Raw genomic sequence first — 15,546 nt, forward strand, 5'->3', positions numbered from 1 at the left:
GCCCACCCCGCCCACCCGCGCAGCCGCTCCGCATCCACCCGCACAGCTAGGCCGCCGGAGCGCGTGACGAGGTCGCCCTCGAACGGCCCCTCGTCCCCGGCGAGCGTTCGGATGGCGCGATGGACACCCGCCACGGTGAGGTCCCTGCTGGATCCGGTCATGGCTCCATCCCAGCGCGTGCGGTGCGTCCGCGATGCGGTCGCCGCGTGATCCGTGCACAGTCCGGATCTCACGGATCCTGTGGAGGAAGAAGCTGTTCGCCCAGCGCGTGCCCATCCGCGCCGTCACACGCCCGCAGAATCGGTAGGCTGGAGGGTATGGCAAAAAGTCCCTCCGCGACGGAGAAGCAGCCCGGCTTCTTCTCGCAGCTGCGCTCGCTCTTCCGCTTCACCCGGGAGATCTACCCGTGGCTGCCCTGGGCGCAGATCGCGCTCCTGGTCGTCGGCGTCCTCATCGGCCTGATCGTCGGCTACCTCATCCCCCCGTTCCAGATCTGGAGCCTCGTGCTGTGGGGCATCACCGGCCTGCTGCTGGGTGTGCTGGGCGCCATGTTCCTGATGACGCGCCTGTCCACGACCGCGATGTACCGCAAGATCGATGGCATGCCCGGCGCCGCCGGCCACGTCATCAGTACCTCGCTGGGCCGCAGCTGGCAGGGATCCGAGGTCCCCGTGGGCGTGAACCCGAAGACGCAGGACGCGGTGTACCGCGCGATCGGCCGCGGCGGCATCGTAGTCGTCGCCGAGGGTTCGCGCGGCCGCCTCACCCGCCTCGTCAAGGACGAGAAGACCAAGGCCATGCGCGTGGCACAGGGCGTGCCGGTGAACGTCTTCTACGTCGGTCACGGCGAGGACGAGGTCTCGATCGACAAGCTCTCCAAGACCATCAAAAAGCTCCCCAAGGCCATCGACAACGCGACCATGGCCGCCGTGATCAAGCGCATGGAGTCGGTCTCCCAGTCCGTCGCGTCGCTGCCGATCCCCAAGGGCATCGACCCGCTCAAGACGCGCGCACCGCGTCCGCGCTGAGCTCCTGACGCCACGAGCGCCCGGTCCCCTCGTGGGGCCGGGCGCTCGTCGTTTCGGAGAACGGTCGGCTCAGGACGACGACTCAGGCATGTGCTCCATGGAGAGCTTGCGCACCTTGGCGCGCCGGCGACGTCGCTCCGGGATCATCGAGCGCATCTCGTCGAGCTTGCCGAAGCACAGCAACCGGTCCTCGTCCTCGAGCACGACGTGCTTGCGCGGGTTCGGGATGACGGTGACGCCGCGGTGCAGCGTGAGCACCGTGATGTCGCGGTCCCACAGACCGAGCTCGCCGAGCTGCTTGCCGACCTGCTCCGCACCGGCGTGGATGACGAGCTCGGCCACCCCGTAGCCGGTGGAGACGCTCAGGCGCTGGCGCACGTCGATCTCCGGGAAGTTCACCTGGTTCGCGATGAAGTCGATGATGGCGCCCGCCACGTCCAGCCCGGTGGCCGCCTCGATGCCCTGCAGGCCCGGCGAGGAGTTGACCTCCATGACCAGAGGGCCGTCCTCTCCCTCGAGCATGTCGACGCCCGCCACCCGCAGTCCCATGATCTGCGCGGCACGGACGGCGGTCTGCTCGTAGAGCGGGTCGAGCTGCACGGCCTCGACCGTGCCGCCCCGATGCACGTTGGAGCGGAACTCGTCGCCGTTCGCGACCCGCCGCATCGCCGCGACCACGCGATCGCCGACCACGAGCGCGCGGATGTCCCTACCTCGGCTCTCCGAGATGAACTTCTGGATCAGCACGTTCTGCTTGGTGGAGTGCAGCGTCTCGATGATCGCCTCGGCGACCTTCACCTGGGGGGCGAGGATGACGCCGATCCCCTGCGTGCCTTCGAGCAGCTTGATGACGACGGGCGCCCCGCCGACCCGCTCGATCGCGGGACGCACGTCGGCACGATTGCGCACGAACGCAGTGGGGGGCATCGCGATGTTGTGCCGGGACAGGATCTGGTTCGCGCGGAGCTTGTCCCTGGCGCTGGAGATGCCGTTCGCGGTGTTCGGCGTGTAGACGTCCATCTGCTCGAACTGACGGACGACGGCCGTGCCGAAGTACGTGATCGAGTTGCCGATGCGCGGCAGGATCGCGTCGTAGTCGCTCAGACGGCGACCACGGAAATGCAGATCCGGTTCATCCGCTGTGAGGTCGATCGCGAAGCGCAGGGTATTCAGCACCTTGATCTGATGGCCGCGCTGAATCGCGGCGGCACGGAGGCGCTGGGTCGAGTAGGAGTGCGGGGCGCGCGAGAGCACGGCGAGCTTCACGGTGATTTCCTGCCAGGATGTGTGTTGTGGACCGACCTACTCATTCAAGCACCCTAATCGGGTGGCGCGAGTGGGTGTCCCTGCCCGACGTCGGAATCCCCTGGATCAAGGCGAAGGTCGACACCGGCGCGCGCAGCTCCTCGCTGCACGCGCAGCACATCCGCGAGTTCGAGCGCGACGGCGTGCCCTGGGTTCGGTTCGACGTCCGTCCGTGGCAGGGCGCGCACGAGCTGGTCCCTGTGGAACTGCCGGTGTTCGACCGCCGTGACGTGCGCTCGTCCTCCGGGCACGCGCAGAGCCGTCTGGTCGTGCTGCTGGACGTCGTGCTGGTCGGCCACAGGGTCACCGCGGAGGTCACCCTCAGCAACCGCAGCGAGATGGGCTTCCGGATGCTGATCGGCCGCGAGGCGCTGCGTCAGGGCTTCACGATCGATCCTGCGCGCTCATTCATGGGCGGCAAGGCCCCGAAGACCTTCCGCCGCCTCAACCAGGGCCACACTGCCGCCTGAACCCCGCGAACGAGTCCCGGTACGCCGGGACGACGGACCTCAGGCGCGGATGAGGACCGTTCCGACCGCCTTGTCGTGCAGGCCGCGCTGGTCGGCGTCGAAGATGACCGCGGGGATCACGAAGACCAGCAGCACGGTGCGCACGATCGGACGCCACAGGCCGACCCAGGCGCCGTTCACCATGACCAGGCGAAGACCCACGAGGCGATGCCCGGGGCTGCCCCCGATCGTCGGGATGAACAGGATCTGCAGCACGGCGAACACGATCATCGGCGCGAACTGGGTGATCCCCGCCTCCTTCGGGAACGCGAACTGCTGGAACCCGAGGAAGGCGCCGGCGATGATCGACGCCGCCGCGTAGTCGATCGCGAGAGCCGCGATGCGCCGGCCGATCCGTCCGACGCTGCCGGCGCCGGTCTTGGGGAGGCCGAGGCGTTCTCCGGGGTAGGTCTGCGCGGGGTCGGACATCCCTCCAGCCTAGGTGACGTGCGGCTCACACCCCGCCCGCACCCCGGCCCCTCAGCGGCTCGCGGACCCGCTCCCCGCCCCGCATCCGCCGGGCGGGGAGCGCGCTTCAGCGGTTCAGGATCCTCTGCGCCAGCCTGTTCCCGAGGAACTGTCCCGCCTGCACGATCACGACGATGATCGCCACCGTGACCCAGGTGGCCTGCGCGTCGAACTGCTGGTATCCGTACAGGATCGCGAAGTTGCCCAGCCCGCCTCCCCCGATGTACCCGGCCATCGCCGACATGTCGACCACGGCGATGAACATGAAGGTGTATCCGAGGATCAGCGGGGCGAGCGCCTCCGGGATGACGACAGTGAACAGGATCGAGATCCGGCGGGCGCCGATCGCGCTCGCGGCCTCCACGATGCCCGGATCCACCGCGACCAGGTTCTGCTCCACCACGCGCCCGATCACGACCGCGGCCATGATCGTCATCGGAACGATCGCCGCCGCGGTGCCGAGCGTCGAACCCACCACCGCCTTCGTCACGGGAGCGACCGCCGTCAGGAAGATGATGAACGGGATCGGCCGGATCAGGTTCACCACGAGGTTCAGCGCGTGGAACAGCACCGCGTTCTGGAAGAGGTTGCCCGGGCGGGTCGCGTACAGGAGCGCGCCCAGAAGGAGACCCGCGAAGCCACCGATCACGAGTGTGACGACGACCATGACAACCGTCTCCTGCACCGACTGGAGCAGAACCGGCGCGAGGGATCCCCAGTCCGACGACGGCACGAGGAGCGCCGGGTGCACGGCGGAGACGACGCTCATCGAGGATCCCCTGGCCCCGGAACGGCATCCTCGAGCAGCCGGTCGGCCCCGAACAGCACGGCTCGCGTTCGCGCCGAGAGCTCCACCGCGATCCGCGCGACGATGGCACGGTCGGCGTCGATCCGGTACGTGAGAGTGCCGAGCTGCTGGCCTCTGATGTCGGTCACGCCACCGTAGACCACCGTGCCTCGCACACCGTGCCGGTCCAGCACGGCGGTGACGTCATCGCTCGTGACCTCGTTCACGTCGACGCTGAGCAGCTGGCCCCCTCGGGCCTTGAGCGCCTCCAGCGTCTCCCCCTGAGGCACCCCCTGGGTGACCGCGTCGACGAAGCGCGCGGTCAGTGCAGCACGGGGGTGCGCGAACACCCGATACGTGTCGCCGTGATCCACGATCCTCCCCTGATCCATCACGATGACCCGGTCGCACAGCTCGTGCACGATCGAGATCTGATGCGTGATGACCACCATGGTGATGCCCAGACGGCGATTGATCTCGCGGAGCAGATCCAGCACCTCGGCGGTGGTCTGCGGATCCAGTGCGCTGGTCGCCTCGTCCGCGAGCAGCAGTTCAGGGCTCGTCGCGATCGCGCGCGCGATGCCGACCCGCTGCTTCTGCCCGCCGGAGAGCCGGCGCGGCCGCTGACCCGCCTTGTCGGCGAGGCCGACGAAGTCCAGGAGCTCGGTGACCCGTGCGTCGATGTCGGCCCTGCTCCAGCCTGCGACCCGCAGCGGGTACGCGACATTGCCGCGCACCGTGCGCGCGTGGAAGAGGTTGAACTGCTGGAAGATCATGCCGATGCGCCCGCGCAGACCCCGCAGCTCCGCTGTGGAGGCACTGCCCACATCCACGCCGAGCACGCTCACGGCGCCGGAGGACGGTCGCTCCAGGCCGTTGATGAGGCGCACCAGCGTCGACTTGCCGGCGCCGGAGTAGCCGATGACGCCGACGATCGAGCCGGGCTCGACCGTGAAGCTCGCATCCTCCACGGCGACGAACCCGCCGGGGGCCCGGGATCGCCCCGAGCCTCCGATGGGATACGCCTTGGAGACGGCATCGAACGAGATGACCGATGCCATCCCGCTCAGCCCTTGGCCTTGAGCGCGGTCTGCAGCGAGGTGAGCTCCTCCCCCAGCTTCGCCGCCGTCCAGCTCGTCTGGAACTTCAGGTTCTTCTGGTTGAGCGCCGTCACGGCCGCCTCGACCTCCGGCGAATGATAGGCGTCCACGAGCTTCGCCCAGCGCGGGTCGTCCTTCTTGTCGGCGCGGGTGACGAACACGTTGATGTACGGGGCCAGCTTCGGATCGTCCAGGTTCTCCTTGAAGACGATCAAGTCGTCGCCGAGGCCGCCCTTCTGCGCCTGGGTGTTGTTCACCACTGCGGCCTGAGCGCTGCCGTCCTTGAGCGCGGTGACCGTCTGGTTGGCGTCGACCGGCTTGAGCGTGATCGACGAGGTCAGCACGTCGCCCGGAGTGGCCAGCGCGCTACCGCCGTCCTTGAGCGTGAGCAGGCCGGCCTTCTGCAGGTTGAGCAGCGCGCGGGCCAGATTGGTCGGGTTGTTCGGAACGGCGACCGTGGCGCCCGCGGGCAGGTCCTTCACGTCGTGGTACTTCTCCGAGTAGAGCGCGAGCGGATAGACCGCGGTCGCCCCCACCGGCACCAGCGTGCCGCCGTTCTTGACGTTGAACTGCGACAGGAAGATCAGATGCTGGAACAGGTTCGCATCCAGCGCGCCGTCCTGGACGCCCTGGTTCAGCTGCACGCCGTCGTTGAGGGTGCGCACCTCGAGATCGATGCCCTCGGCCTTGAGCTTGCCCTTCAGGATGGTCCAGTACTGCTCGTTCCCGTCGTCGGCGCCGATCACAAGGTGCTGCTCATCGGAGGAGGACGACGATGCCGAGGCGGATCCGGGCGCGCAGCCGGCGAGCGCCATCATCCCGACGGCCGTCACGGCGAGGGCGGAAAGGAGGCGGTTCACTCGGTGCGTTGTCATGCCCAGGATCGAACCATCGTCGGCGCCTCCGCCGCTCGCGAAAGCGACACGCTCCGTCATCCATGGCCACACGACGAAACACGGGAAGTATCCTTCGGCGAGGTCGCAGCAGACCCCTGAGGCGTAACACGCCCGAAACATTCCAGACACGATCACGTCATCCCCTCCTCGTAACCTGCTTGCAGGTCGCTCGACCGCACCCGTTCCTCCAGGAGTTGATGCATGTTCACCACCCCCGCCGACGTGCTCGCGTACATCCGCGACAACGACGTCAAGTTCCTCGACATCCGCTTCACCGACCTGCCCGGCGTGCAGCAGCACTTCAACATCCCCGCGGCGACGGTCGACGAGGACTTCTTCGTCAACGGTCAGCTCTTCGACGGCTCCTCGATCCGCGGCTTCGCGTCGATCCACGAGTCGGACATGCAGCTCATCCCCGACGTGACCACCGCGTACGTCGACCAGTTCCGCGAGGCCAGCACGCTCGTCATGCTGTTCGACATCTACAACCCGCGCACGGGCGAGATCTACAGCAAGGACCCGCGTCAGGTCGCCAAGAAGGCCGAGAAGTACCTCGCCTCCACCGGCATCGCCGACACCGCCTACTTCGCCCCCGAGGCCGAGTTCTACATCTTCGACGACGTGCGCTACTCCGTCACGGCGGGCGAGAGCTTCTACAAGGTCGACTCCGAGGAGGCCGCGTGGAACAGCGGTCGCGAGGAGGAGGGCGGCAACCTCGGCAACAAGACGCCGTTCAAGGGCGGCTACTTCCCCGTCGCGCCGGTGGACAAGACCGCCGATCTGCGCGACCACATGACGCTGAACCTGATCGAAGCGGGCTTCCACCTCGAGCGCTCGCACCACGAGGTCGGCACCGCCGGTCAGCAGGAGATCAACTACCGCTTCGACACCATGGTGCACGCGGCCGACGACATCCTGAAGTTCAAGTACATCATCAAGAACACCGCCGAGGAGTGGGGCAAGACGGTCACGTTCATGCCGAAGCCGCTGTTCGGCGACAACGGATCCGGCATGCACACGCACCAGTCCCTGTGGCTGGACGGCAAGCCGCTGTTCTTCGACGAGAACGGCTACGGCCAGCTCAGCGACACCGCCCGCTGGTACATCGGAGGCCTCCTCAAGCACGCGCACGCCGTGCTCGCCTTCACCAACCCGACGCTGAACAGCTACCACCGTCTGGTGAAGCACTTCGAGGCGCCGGTCAACCTGGCCTACTCCGCCGGAAACCGCTCCGCCGCGATCCGCATCCCGCTCACGGGCTCCAACCCGAAGGCCAAGCGCATCGAGTTCCGCGTTCCGGACGCCTCGGGCAACCCGTACCTCGCGTTCGCCGCGCAGCTCATGGCCGGCCTCGACGGCATCCGCAACCGCATCGAGCCGCTCGAGCCCATCGACAAGGACCTCTACGAGCTTCCCCCCGAGGAGGCCAAGAACATCCCGCAGGTGCCGAACTCCCTGCTGGACTCGCTCGAGGCGCTCCGCGCCGACCACGCCTTCCTGCTCGAGGGCGGCGTGTTCACCGAGGAGCTCATCGAGACCTGGATCTCCTACAAGTACAACAACGAGATCCTCCCGATGGCCCAGCGCCCGCACCCGTACGAGTTCGAGCTCTACTACGGCGTCTGACCAGTTTCGCGGGAGACCTGAGGCTGGTCCGCCGGTCTCCCGCGAAAGCTCGAGAACCCGTCTCAGTGTCCCCCGGCTGAGGCGGGTTCTTTCGTGCGTTTCGGACCGAGGGGTCTGCGGTCCGCGAGGTCTCGTCATGGTCGGACCACAGGCGGGAGAATGTCAACCTGATCCAGGACGACCGCTGGGCATTTAGGTACCTCGTCGCGGGAAAGCGCATGGAGCATTCGGAAGAGCCTGTGGGCGAGTTAGGGCTTGGCGATGCACGCGGAGCGTCTAGCGTGGAACGGTCATATTCACCTGAATATAGACACACGCCGCACAAACATACTGGGCGGACGATGACGCTGATCGGGGCGGGAGTCGCCGCAGGAGTGGCGCTGGTCGGCGCGGATCTCGCAAACTCCGCAGCGCCTGCATCCGCCTGGGGCGGGTACGCCAACGGGAAGATACCGCTGAGTGAACTCACCCAGGTGGGCGGCTACTACTTCCGAAACGATGCGGCCCAGGCGATGAACGCGCTCCGATCCGCATACAGTGCTGCGCTCGGACGAACGTTGATCATCAACGACGGGTACCGTGACCTCGCCGGCCAGCAACAGGCATGGAACGACTATCAGAACGGTGGCAACCTGGCTGCGCCTCCTGGCACGTCCAACCATGGGTGGGCGTTGGCCGTGGACTTCGGCGGCGAGGTCTACAGCAGCTCCTCCAGCGCCGGACATCAATGGCTACAGGCAAACGCGCAAGGCTTCGGCTGGTGGTGGGCTGGACGCTTCTTCAGCCAAGTCGAGAACTGGCATTGGGAGTTCTCCGGTTCATACACCCCCCAAAACCCAAGCACTTCAACCCCGATTGGACTCGACATGACGTTCCTCTGCATCACCCCCATCAACGGCTCCAACGCAGACGCTGGAATCTATCGCTGGGTCATGGATCCCGCGGCAGGCACGAAACGCAACATCGACGCAGCCGAGTACGACTTTCTCAAGGCCGTCGGGTACCGCGAACTGGGCGGTCTCCAGTCGCCCGCCGTCTCCTACCGGTACCAGCAGATTCACCCCTCACCGACCCAGCCCTAATCAACTCCGAGGCAGGACCCGCCGCCAGCGCCGCGCTGATGGCGGGTCCTGCTTGCCCTGCGCTTGGGCCCTGCTTCCCGCCTCACTTACGCGGAGCAATGGAGCACAGAAGTCGCGATTTCCAGAGCTCCGTCTTGCTCTTCATCCCCCGGGAGGGCGGGGCTCTGTCATTTGCGGCCGAAGCGGGCTCGACATCACGAGACCGCCTCACTCAGAAGACTCGGCGTGAGGCGGTCTCATGTTCCAAGATCCGGCTAGACCGCGTAGATCACCGGGTAGCCGCCACCAAGGTTGAGGGCGTCGATGTTTCCCGAGACGGTTGCGCCGGTCGATTGCCGAGTCCAGGCTCCGTTGATGACTGACGTCACCGTCACGCTCCATCCTTCGTTCGAAATGATCGTGGGGTAGCCGCCGCCCATGTCGACTGCGGTGATGCTTCCGCTTGTCGACTGCCCAGTTGACTGAAGCTGCCAGCCTGCGCCCGGCCAGATGATGTGGATGATGCCATTGATGTTGGTGACGATCTGGGGCGATCCGTTGACCAGAACGGCTTTGAAGTTGTCTCCGATCGGGGTCCCGCTGTTCGCCATCTGCCAGCCGCTGTGAGAAGTGATGACGTACATGTAGCCGTTGATGTTCGTGAACGCTTCTATCTCGCCCGAAGGAAGTCGCACTGCCGAAATCTTGCCCGTCGTCGTGAGCCCTGTGGACATCTTGTGCCAACCGCTCGAGTCACCGTAAACGTGGAAGATCTCGCCGCCCTCGACGGCGAGCAGCTGTGGCGTCGGCTGACCGACATTGAGCGCCGCGATGCTCGTCGCGTTCAGCGCTAGGCCTGAGTCCATACGCGTCCAACCGCCATTGAGCACCGTGACTACCTGCATATGTCCGTCGAAGCTGCCGTAGATGTCCGCCCATCCGCTGCCCATGTTCACGACGGAGAAGGCCTTGGACATCCCCTGACCGACCGGAATGGCGCTCCAGCCACCATTGTGGACCGCGAACTCGCTGAGCGCGGAAGCAGAGTTCTGGGGTGGCGCCGATCCACCGGACCCGCGGTATTCAAAGTGATTGTGGTTGCAGCTGTCGTCGAACTGGACCCACCCGCTGGGGACGTTGAGGGAACCGTGACAGTTGAGCTGGCCCAACCCCGCCGGTGCGGGCAACGCGGTGTACATCGATTGGATGAGCGACAGGTCCTGGGCAGTGTTGCCTGTGGACCAGACACCGTTGACCCGGTCGATGTCGATCGCGTGTCCGCCGCCGTCGCGCCAGTGATAGCTGCTTGTTCCGCTGCCAGTGAGTTCGCCCGTGCAGTAGCGGTTCAGGGACGACACATGCAGCGAGAACCCGCGGTCTACGACGACGGTCTTGAGCGCCTGAAGGATCGCACTGTCGATGAAGCAGTCACGCCCTGAGTGCGAAAGCATCGTGCCGTTGGCGTACCCCTGGATCTGCGCCATCTCCTCCGCGTTGCCGCTGAGGCGACCGCTGCCGAGCACCTGCTGTGCGAGCGCCTGAGCTCCGCTCTGCGGGGTCGTCGCGGAAGCGCTTGTTGCGGGGAGCAGCGTCGCGACCGCGATCAACGCGGAAGCAAGGATGGCGAGGATGGTTTGCTTGCGGCCCTTTGAGGGCACTATGCGTCTCATGACCACAACGTATTGACAGCCAACCGCAGCCCGCTGTCCGCATTTCGACCTACAGACATGGCACGGCTTCTCACCTAGACTCCGCCCCGGCAGGCGGGAAGCCCAGCGCACAGCGGACGATCAGCAAAGGAGCAGAACGCGCACAGTCGCATCAACGATTGGGCGCTCCGACGGCCGCGCCTCCACCCGGCCAAGCGCCCAGGCGGAGGCGCTGGCGCGTGGCGCTCTTGTCGGACGACCGTCGGCGTGCCGGGAACATGACGGTCGACGTCTTCACGTCGAGCTTCGCCAACTCAGAGGGCGTCGGGCTCTCGCAGGTCACGACAGGAACGAACGCTGAGACAGCCCCCACCTCTCCAAAGAGAAGCGGGGGCGGTTTCGTCGTCAACAGGTCAGGCTCCTCCCATGTACCAGCCCTTCCACTGGTTCCAGGTCGCGAGCGACAGATATGCGGCGTTGCCATGCTGCGCGGCGAGCTGGTTGGCGAGGTTCTGGTCCACGATCTCCAGCCAGCCCGCCTTGTTGGGCCCATCGCCGGCCAGGGCGAAGAGCAGGCCGCCTTCGGTCTTGTAGAAGAGAGATGCCATGTTGTTGTTCCTTCTGTAGATAGCTGACTGATCGTCTTGGATGGGACCGGAGTAGGAGCCGTTGTACTCCCAGTGCCAGTACTCGATCTGGCTGAAGTATTGACCTGCCCATGTCCAACCGAATGCCGGCGCGTTGGCCTGCATCCACTGGTGCCCTGCGGTCCACGAGCCGGTGTAGACATCGCCGCCAAAATCGGCGGCAAGCGCCCACCCGTGGTTGGAAGTACCGGGGAAGGCGGCAAGATTCCCGCCGTGGTTGCGGTAGTCGTCCCAGGCTTGCTGTTGACCTGCCAGATCGCGATATCCATCGTTGACCACCAGATCTCGACCGAGAGCGGCCCTGAACGCTGCTCTCAATTGGACCAAGGCTTGAGCGGCATCGTTTCGGAAGTAGCAGCCGGCAACTGCGGTGAGTTGACTCACTGGGATCTGGCCGTTCGCGTATCCGCCCCAGGGCTCAACACCCAACGCGTTGACGGTCGGAAGCGCTCCAACCGCTGCTATTCCAATCACGGTGCCAGCGGCGAGGAGCACGCCTCGTCGCGTCATCTGGACCCCTGAGCTATCGGGGCTTCTTGAAGGTGGGCTCATGTCCACACGCTAGGGACAACCGATCACTTCCGCTGTCCCCTTTTCTTCCTACAGACGCGCTGACAGTCCCACCGATAGATTCGAGCGGCGTGTGCCCGCGGACGCCTCGACGCGCGCACCGGCATGCGCGTCTGAACGGGCTCTGAGGCTTAGCGTTGCCCAGGGACTGAGGAGGACCGCGATGGGCCACGGACACGCACACACATCGTCGGCGCCTCAGGACGTCTCGGTCGCCCGAACGCCCAAACGGATACTGCTGACGATCCTGGTCATCATCGGAGTGACCACGATCGTGGGCCTATTCCTCCTCTGGCCGGCCGGCGGCGCGCCCGCCGGTCAACGGTCCGGTGCGGCCCCGGCTCAGGCGACGACCTATCCGACGGGCGAGATCATCTCCATCGCGCCAGAGTGCAGCGTCGCCCCGTCCGCAGGCGGCTCCGGCTCCGCCACGGGCGGGGTCGGATCGGGGACGGGCGCAGCAGAGGGACCCGGATCTGCTCCGTCCTGTGCGATCGCGAAGGTCAAGATCGATTCGGGCCAGCGGGCCGGCGACACGGTCACCATCATGCTGAACGGTCCGTTCGCGCACGCCGGGCTCCGTCCCGGCGATCGGCTCGAACTCATGGACGTCCGGCTCCCCACGGCCCCGGACATCGTGCAGCCGGGAGGGGTCGATCCCGGGATCTCGGCGTTCGGCGTCGTGCGAACCATCCCCCTCGCGGTGTGGGTGGGGCTGTTCGTGCTGATCGTGGTGGCCGTCGGGCTTCTCCGCGGCCTGCTCGCGCTCATCGGGCTGGTGTTCAGCGGAGCGATGATCGTGATGTTCATGCTTCCCGCACTGCTGCATGCGGGACCTGCGATCCCCATCGCGCTCGTCGCCTCCTCAGCGATCCTCTACGTCGTGCTGTACCTCGCCCACGGCGTCTCGATGCGCACGAGCGCCGCCTTGGCTGGAACGCTGGCCGGAGTCGTCGTCACCGCGATCCTCGCGCAGCTCGCCGTGAGCACCACCCGGCTGAGCGGCATCGACGAGAGCGCCGGCTTCCTGGCGCCGATGGTGCCGCAGGTCGACTTCCAGGGGCTGCTCACGTGCGCGATCATCATCGCCGGGCTGGGTGTTCTCAACGACGTGACGATCACGCAGAGCTCCTCGGTGTGGGAGCTGCGCGCGGTCGCCCCCGAGCTGTCCCGCCGGCAGCTCTTCGGGCGCGCCATGCGCATCGGTCGCGACCACATCGCCTCCACGATCTACACGATCGTGTTCGCGTACGTGGGAGCCTCCCTGAGCGTCGTGCTCCTGCTCTACGTCTACAACCAGCCGATGCTGAACATGCTGAGCCTGGAGGACATCGCCACCGAGATCGTGCGCACCCTGTGCAGCGGCATCGGACTCGTGCTCGCCGTGCCGTTCACCACGGCCATCGCCGTCGCTCTGGTTCCTCCGCGATCAGCTGCCGACGACGGAGATCCCGCGTCCCCCGAGCTGCACGAGGACGATGCCGCCAAGGTCGAGTGGCTGCGCACGCTCCGCACGGTGGAAGGCCCGCTCTTCCCCGCCACGGATGCGAGGACCGCCGGCGAGCGCGCCTAGCTCGCCGTCTCCCCCGTCGAAACCACTGACGGCACCCGGGCAGCGCTCCCCGCCACAAGCCCCGGGAACGGCTCACTCCACTCGTGCACGCCCGCACCCACCTCGGCCGCGAAGCCCGAAGGCAACGACACCTCGGCGGTCACGCCCTCCGGGATCGTCGCGACCACTCGCAGAACGTCGTCCGCCACGCTCCACCCCGTCGCGATCCTGCCTTGGCGCGAGTCCAGCGCGGTCTCGGCGAAGGTCAGCCCGATCGCGGGCGGCCGCGGTGCGATGCGCACGCGCGAGTGGCCCGGCGCGGCAGGTGCGAGACCCGCGACGACACGGTGCAGCCAGGTGGCGACAGCACCGAACGCGTAGTGGTTGAAGCTCGTCATCTCGCCGGGGTTGATCGTGCCGTCCGGCAGCATCGAGTCCCAGCGCTCCCACATCGTCGTCGCGCCCATCGTGACCGGGTACAACCAGGAGGGGCATTCCTCCTGCAGCAGCAGTCGATACGCGGTCTCCAGGTGTCCCGTCTCCGACAGCGCCGTGAGGATGAACGGCGTTCCGGCGAAACCCGTCGTGATGACGTGCCCGGCCTCCGCGACGAGCTCCGCCAGCCGGTCTCCCGCAGCGGTGCGATCGGCTCCGTCCAGCAGGCCGAAGACGATCGCGAGCGCGTACACGGTCGGCGCATCGCTGTGGATCCGGCCGTCGCGCACCCAGTGCTCGACGAAGGCGCCCCCGATCCGCGCCGCCAAGGCGTCGAACTCCGCCGCGTCGTCGTCGTGGCCCAGGACACGTGCGGCGTCGCGCGCGATCACGGCGGAACGGCGCACGCACGCGGTCGCGACGACCGCGGGATCCGCCTTCGCCAGGTACGGCGCGTCCGGCGGCGCGGTCGGATCGAGCCAGTCGCCGAGCTGGAAGCCGCCTTCCAGCAGACCCCTCGGAGACAGGGCTGCGCCCACACGGCGGACGTGCCCGGCCATCGACGCGTACTGATCCGCCAGCACGCCTGCGTCTCCGTAGGCCTCGTACACCGCCCAGGGCACCCAGCACGCCGCATCGTTCCAGAGCGCGATGACGAGGCTCGACCCCATCGCCGCGGCCATCGCGCCGATCTCCTCGTACTTCAGGTTGTCCGGCACGACGATCGGGATGCGACCGTCGGCGTGCTCCTGCTCGACGGCGAGATCGCGCAGCCAGTCGGCGAGGAACGCCTCCGTGTCGTAGAGATAGACCGCGGTCTCCGCGAACGCGGCGAGGTCGCCCGTCCAGCCCAGCCGCTCATCGCGCTGCGGGCAGTCGGTCGGCACGTCCACGAAGTTGCCGCGCATGCCCCAGACGATGTTCTCGTGCAAGCGGTTCAGGAGCGGATGCGAGCTGCGGAAGGTGCCGGTACGGGTCAGATCGGATCCGATCACGACCGCGCGCAGCGCCCCCGCGAGGTCGTCATCGGCACCGGACCACCCGGAGACCTCCACGTACCGGAACCCGTGGAACGTGAGCGTGGGCTCGAACACGTCGTCGACGCCGGACAGCACGAAGACGTCGGTCGCACGTGCACGACGCAGCGGCAGCGTGCCCAGCTTGTCCTCGTCGAGCACCTCGGCGTGACGCACAGTGATCTCCTGACCCGCGATCCCCCGCACCGACAGCCGGGTCCATCCGACGAGATTCTGCCCGAAGTCCGCGAGCAGAGCGCCTGCGGGCGACCGCCAGACCCGGATCGGCGCGATCTCCTCCTGGCGGCGGACCGGCGGAGAGGTGTACGCGGTGAGGCGGGCGGCATCGAAGGGCACGACCCTCACTCCGCCCTCCCCTGGCACCGGAGCCGCGGCGAAGCGATCCCCCATCTCGACGCGTCGATCGATCCGCTGCCCGTCGTAGAGGTCATCGGCGATCGTCTCGGTGGGCAGCGAGGTCCAGGTCTCATCGGTCCCGACCGTCTGGACGTGACCGTCCGCGAACAGGATCCGCAGTTCGACGAGCGCAGCGCGCTCCGCGCCGTACACCTCGCTGTTGCCGTCCCATCCCAGATGCCCGGAGTACCAGCCCGATCCGATGACCGCTTCGATCACCGCCTGATCGACCGACGAGCCGGCGAGCAACGGCGTCGCATCCCACTGCGCGTATCGCAGCCGCCACTCGTAACTGGTCCAGCCCGGCGTCAGCAGGTCGGTCGAGACGAGCACGCCGTTCACCCGCACCTCGCAGACGCCGAGCGCGGTCGCCAGCACCTCCGCGCGCACCACCGCTCCGTGATCCTGGTCGAGCGCGAACACCCGGCGGACGGCGGGGGCGCCGTCCGCCGGGTGTTCGCGCTCGACCAGGATCACGGA

Annotated in this window: 13 protein-coding genes; 5 read left to right on the plus strand and 8 right to left on the minus strand. The window is 67.0% G+C overall.

The window, feature by feature from the left end; translation table 11 throughout:
- Positions 1-317 precede the first annotated feature (317 nt).
- Positions 318-1,028: a DUF4191 domain-containing protein gene (locus CQ044_RS19150; RefSeq protein ID WP_105689944.1), complete on the plus strand. Its 711-nt coding sequence runs from the start codon at positions 318-320 to the stop codon at positions 1,026-1,028.
- Between the two features lie 69 nt (positions 1,029-1,097).
- Here CQ044_RS19150 and CQ044_RS19155 read toward each other — a convergent pair whose 3' ends face one another.
- Complete coding sequence (locus tag CQ044_RS19155) at positions 1,098-2,294, minus strand: RimK family alpha-L-glutamate ligase (RefSeq protein ID WP_105689945.1); 1,197 nt, start codon at positions 2,292-2,294, stop codon at positions 1,098-1,100.
- 17 nt (positions 2,295-2,311) lie between these two features.
- On the opposite strand from CQ044_RS19155, the gene CQ044_RS19160 reads away from it, so the two are divergent.
- Positions 2,312-2,803, plus strand: a complete 492-nt coding sequence (locus tag CQ044_RS19160; RefSeq protein WP_105689946.1) for a RimK/LysX family protein — start codon at positions 2,312-2,314, stop codon at positions 2,801-2,803.
- A 39-nt stretch (positions 2,804-2,842) separates the two neighbouring features.
- Here the strand turns inward: CQ044_RS19160 and CQ044_RS19165 are convergent, their stop codons facing one another.
- The 4 genes from CQ044_RS19165 to CQ044_RS19180 form a co-directional block, all read right to left on the minus strand.
- On the minus strand, positions 2,843-3,271 hold the full coding sequence (locus CQ044_RS19165) for an RDD family protein (protein WP_105689947.1): 429 nt from the start codon (positions 3,269-3,271) through the stop codon (positions 2,843-2,845).
- A gap of 106 nt (positions 3,272-3,377) precedes the next feature.
- Positions 3,378-4,079: a methionine ABC transporter permease gene (locus tag CQ044_RS19170; protein ID WP_105689948.1), complete on the minus strand. Its 702-nt coding sequence runs from the start codon at positions 4,077-4,079 to the stop codon at positions 3,378-3,380.
- Positions 4,076-5,158: a methionine ABC transporter ATP-binding protein gene (locus CQ044_RS19175; protein ID WP_105689949.1), complete on the minus strand. Its 1,083-nt coding sequence runs from the start codon at positions 5,156-5,158 to the stop codon at positions 4,076-4,078. Before CQ044_RS19175 ends, CQ044_RS19170 begins: the two co-directional genes overlap by 4 nt.
- Before the next feature lie 5 nt (positions 5,159-5,163).
- Entirely contained in the window at positions 5,164-6,072 is a 909-nt protein-coding gene (locus tag CQ044_RS19180) for a MetQ/NlpA family ABC transporter substrate-binding protein (protein ID WP_105689956.1), read from the minus strand.
- 222 nt (positions 6,073-6,294) lie between these two features.
- Between CQ044_RS19180 and glnA the strand changes: the two genes are divergently transcribed.
- Both glnA and CQ044_RS19190 read left to right on the plus strand, forming a co-directional pair.
- Positions 6,295-7,719, plus strand: coding sequence for a type I glutamate--ammonia ligase (gene glnA, locus CQ044_RS19185; RefSeq protein WP_105689950.1), 1,425 nt, complete (start codon positions 6,295-6,297; stop codon positions 7,717-7,719).
- Positions 7,720-8,060: 341 nt separating this feature from the next.
- Complete coding sequence (locus CQ044_RS19190) at positions 8,061-8,801, plus strand: D-alanyl-D-alanine carboxypeptidase family protein (RefSeq protein ID WP_181158398.1); 741 nt, start codon at positions 8,061-8,063, stop codon at positions 8,799-8,801.
- A gap of 254 nt (positions 8,802-9,055) precedes the next feature.
- Here CQ044_RS19190 and CQ044_RS19195 read toward each other — a convergent pair whose 3' ends face one another.
- Together CQ044_RS19195 and CQ044_RS19200 are read right to left on the minus strand one after the other, a co-directional pair.
- Positions 9,056-10,450 (minus strand): hypothetical protein, encoded by a 1,395-nt coding sequence (locus CQ044_RS19195; protein ID WP_146116839.1) that lies wholly within the window; start codon positions 10,448-10,450, stop codon positions 9,056-9,058.
- Between the two features lie 392 nt (positions 10,451-10,842).
- Positions 10,843-11,628 carry a M15 family metallopeptidase gene (locus CQ044_RS19200; protein ID WP_146116840.1) on the minus strand — a complete coding sequence of 262 codons (786 nt, stop codon included), beginning with the start codon at positions 11,626-11,628 and terminating at the stop codon, positions 10,843-10,845.
- Positions 11,629-11,809: 181 nt separating this feature from the next.
- Between CQ044_RS19200 and CQ044_RS19205 the strand changes: the two genes are divergently transcribed.
- On the plus strand, positions 11,810-13,219 hold the full coding sequence (locus CQ044_RS19205; RefSeq protein ID WP_105689954.1) for a YibE/F family protein: 1,410 nt from the start codon (positions 11,810-11,812) through the stop codon (positions 13,217-13,219).
- On the opposite strand, the gene CQ044_RS19210 is transcribed toward CQ044_RS19205, so the two are convergent.
- Positions 13,216-15,546 (minus strand): alpha-L-rhamnosidase (locus tag CQ044_RS19210; RefSeq protein ID WP_219845003.1); only part of this gene is annotated, 2,331 nt, incomplete at its 5' end. The genes CQ044_RS19205 and CQ044_RS19210 overlap by 4 nt on opposite strands.

It is taken from the genome of Microbacterium sp. MYb64, assembly GCF_002979495.1.
GTDB classification, from domain to species: domain Bacteria; phylum Actinomycetota; class Actinomycetes; order Actinomycetales; family Microbacteriaceae; genus Microbacterium; species Microbacterium azadirachtae_A.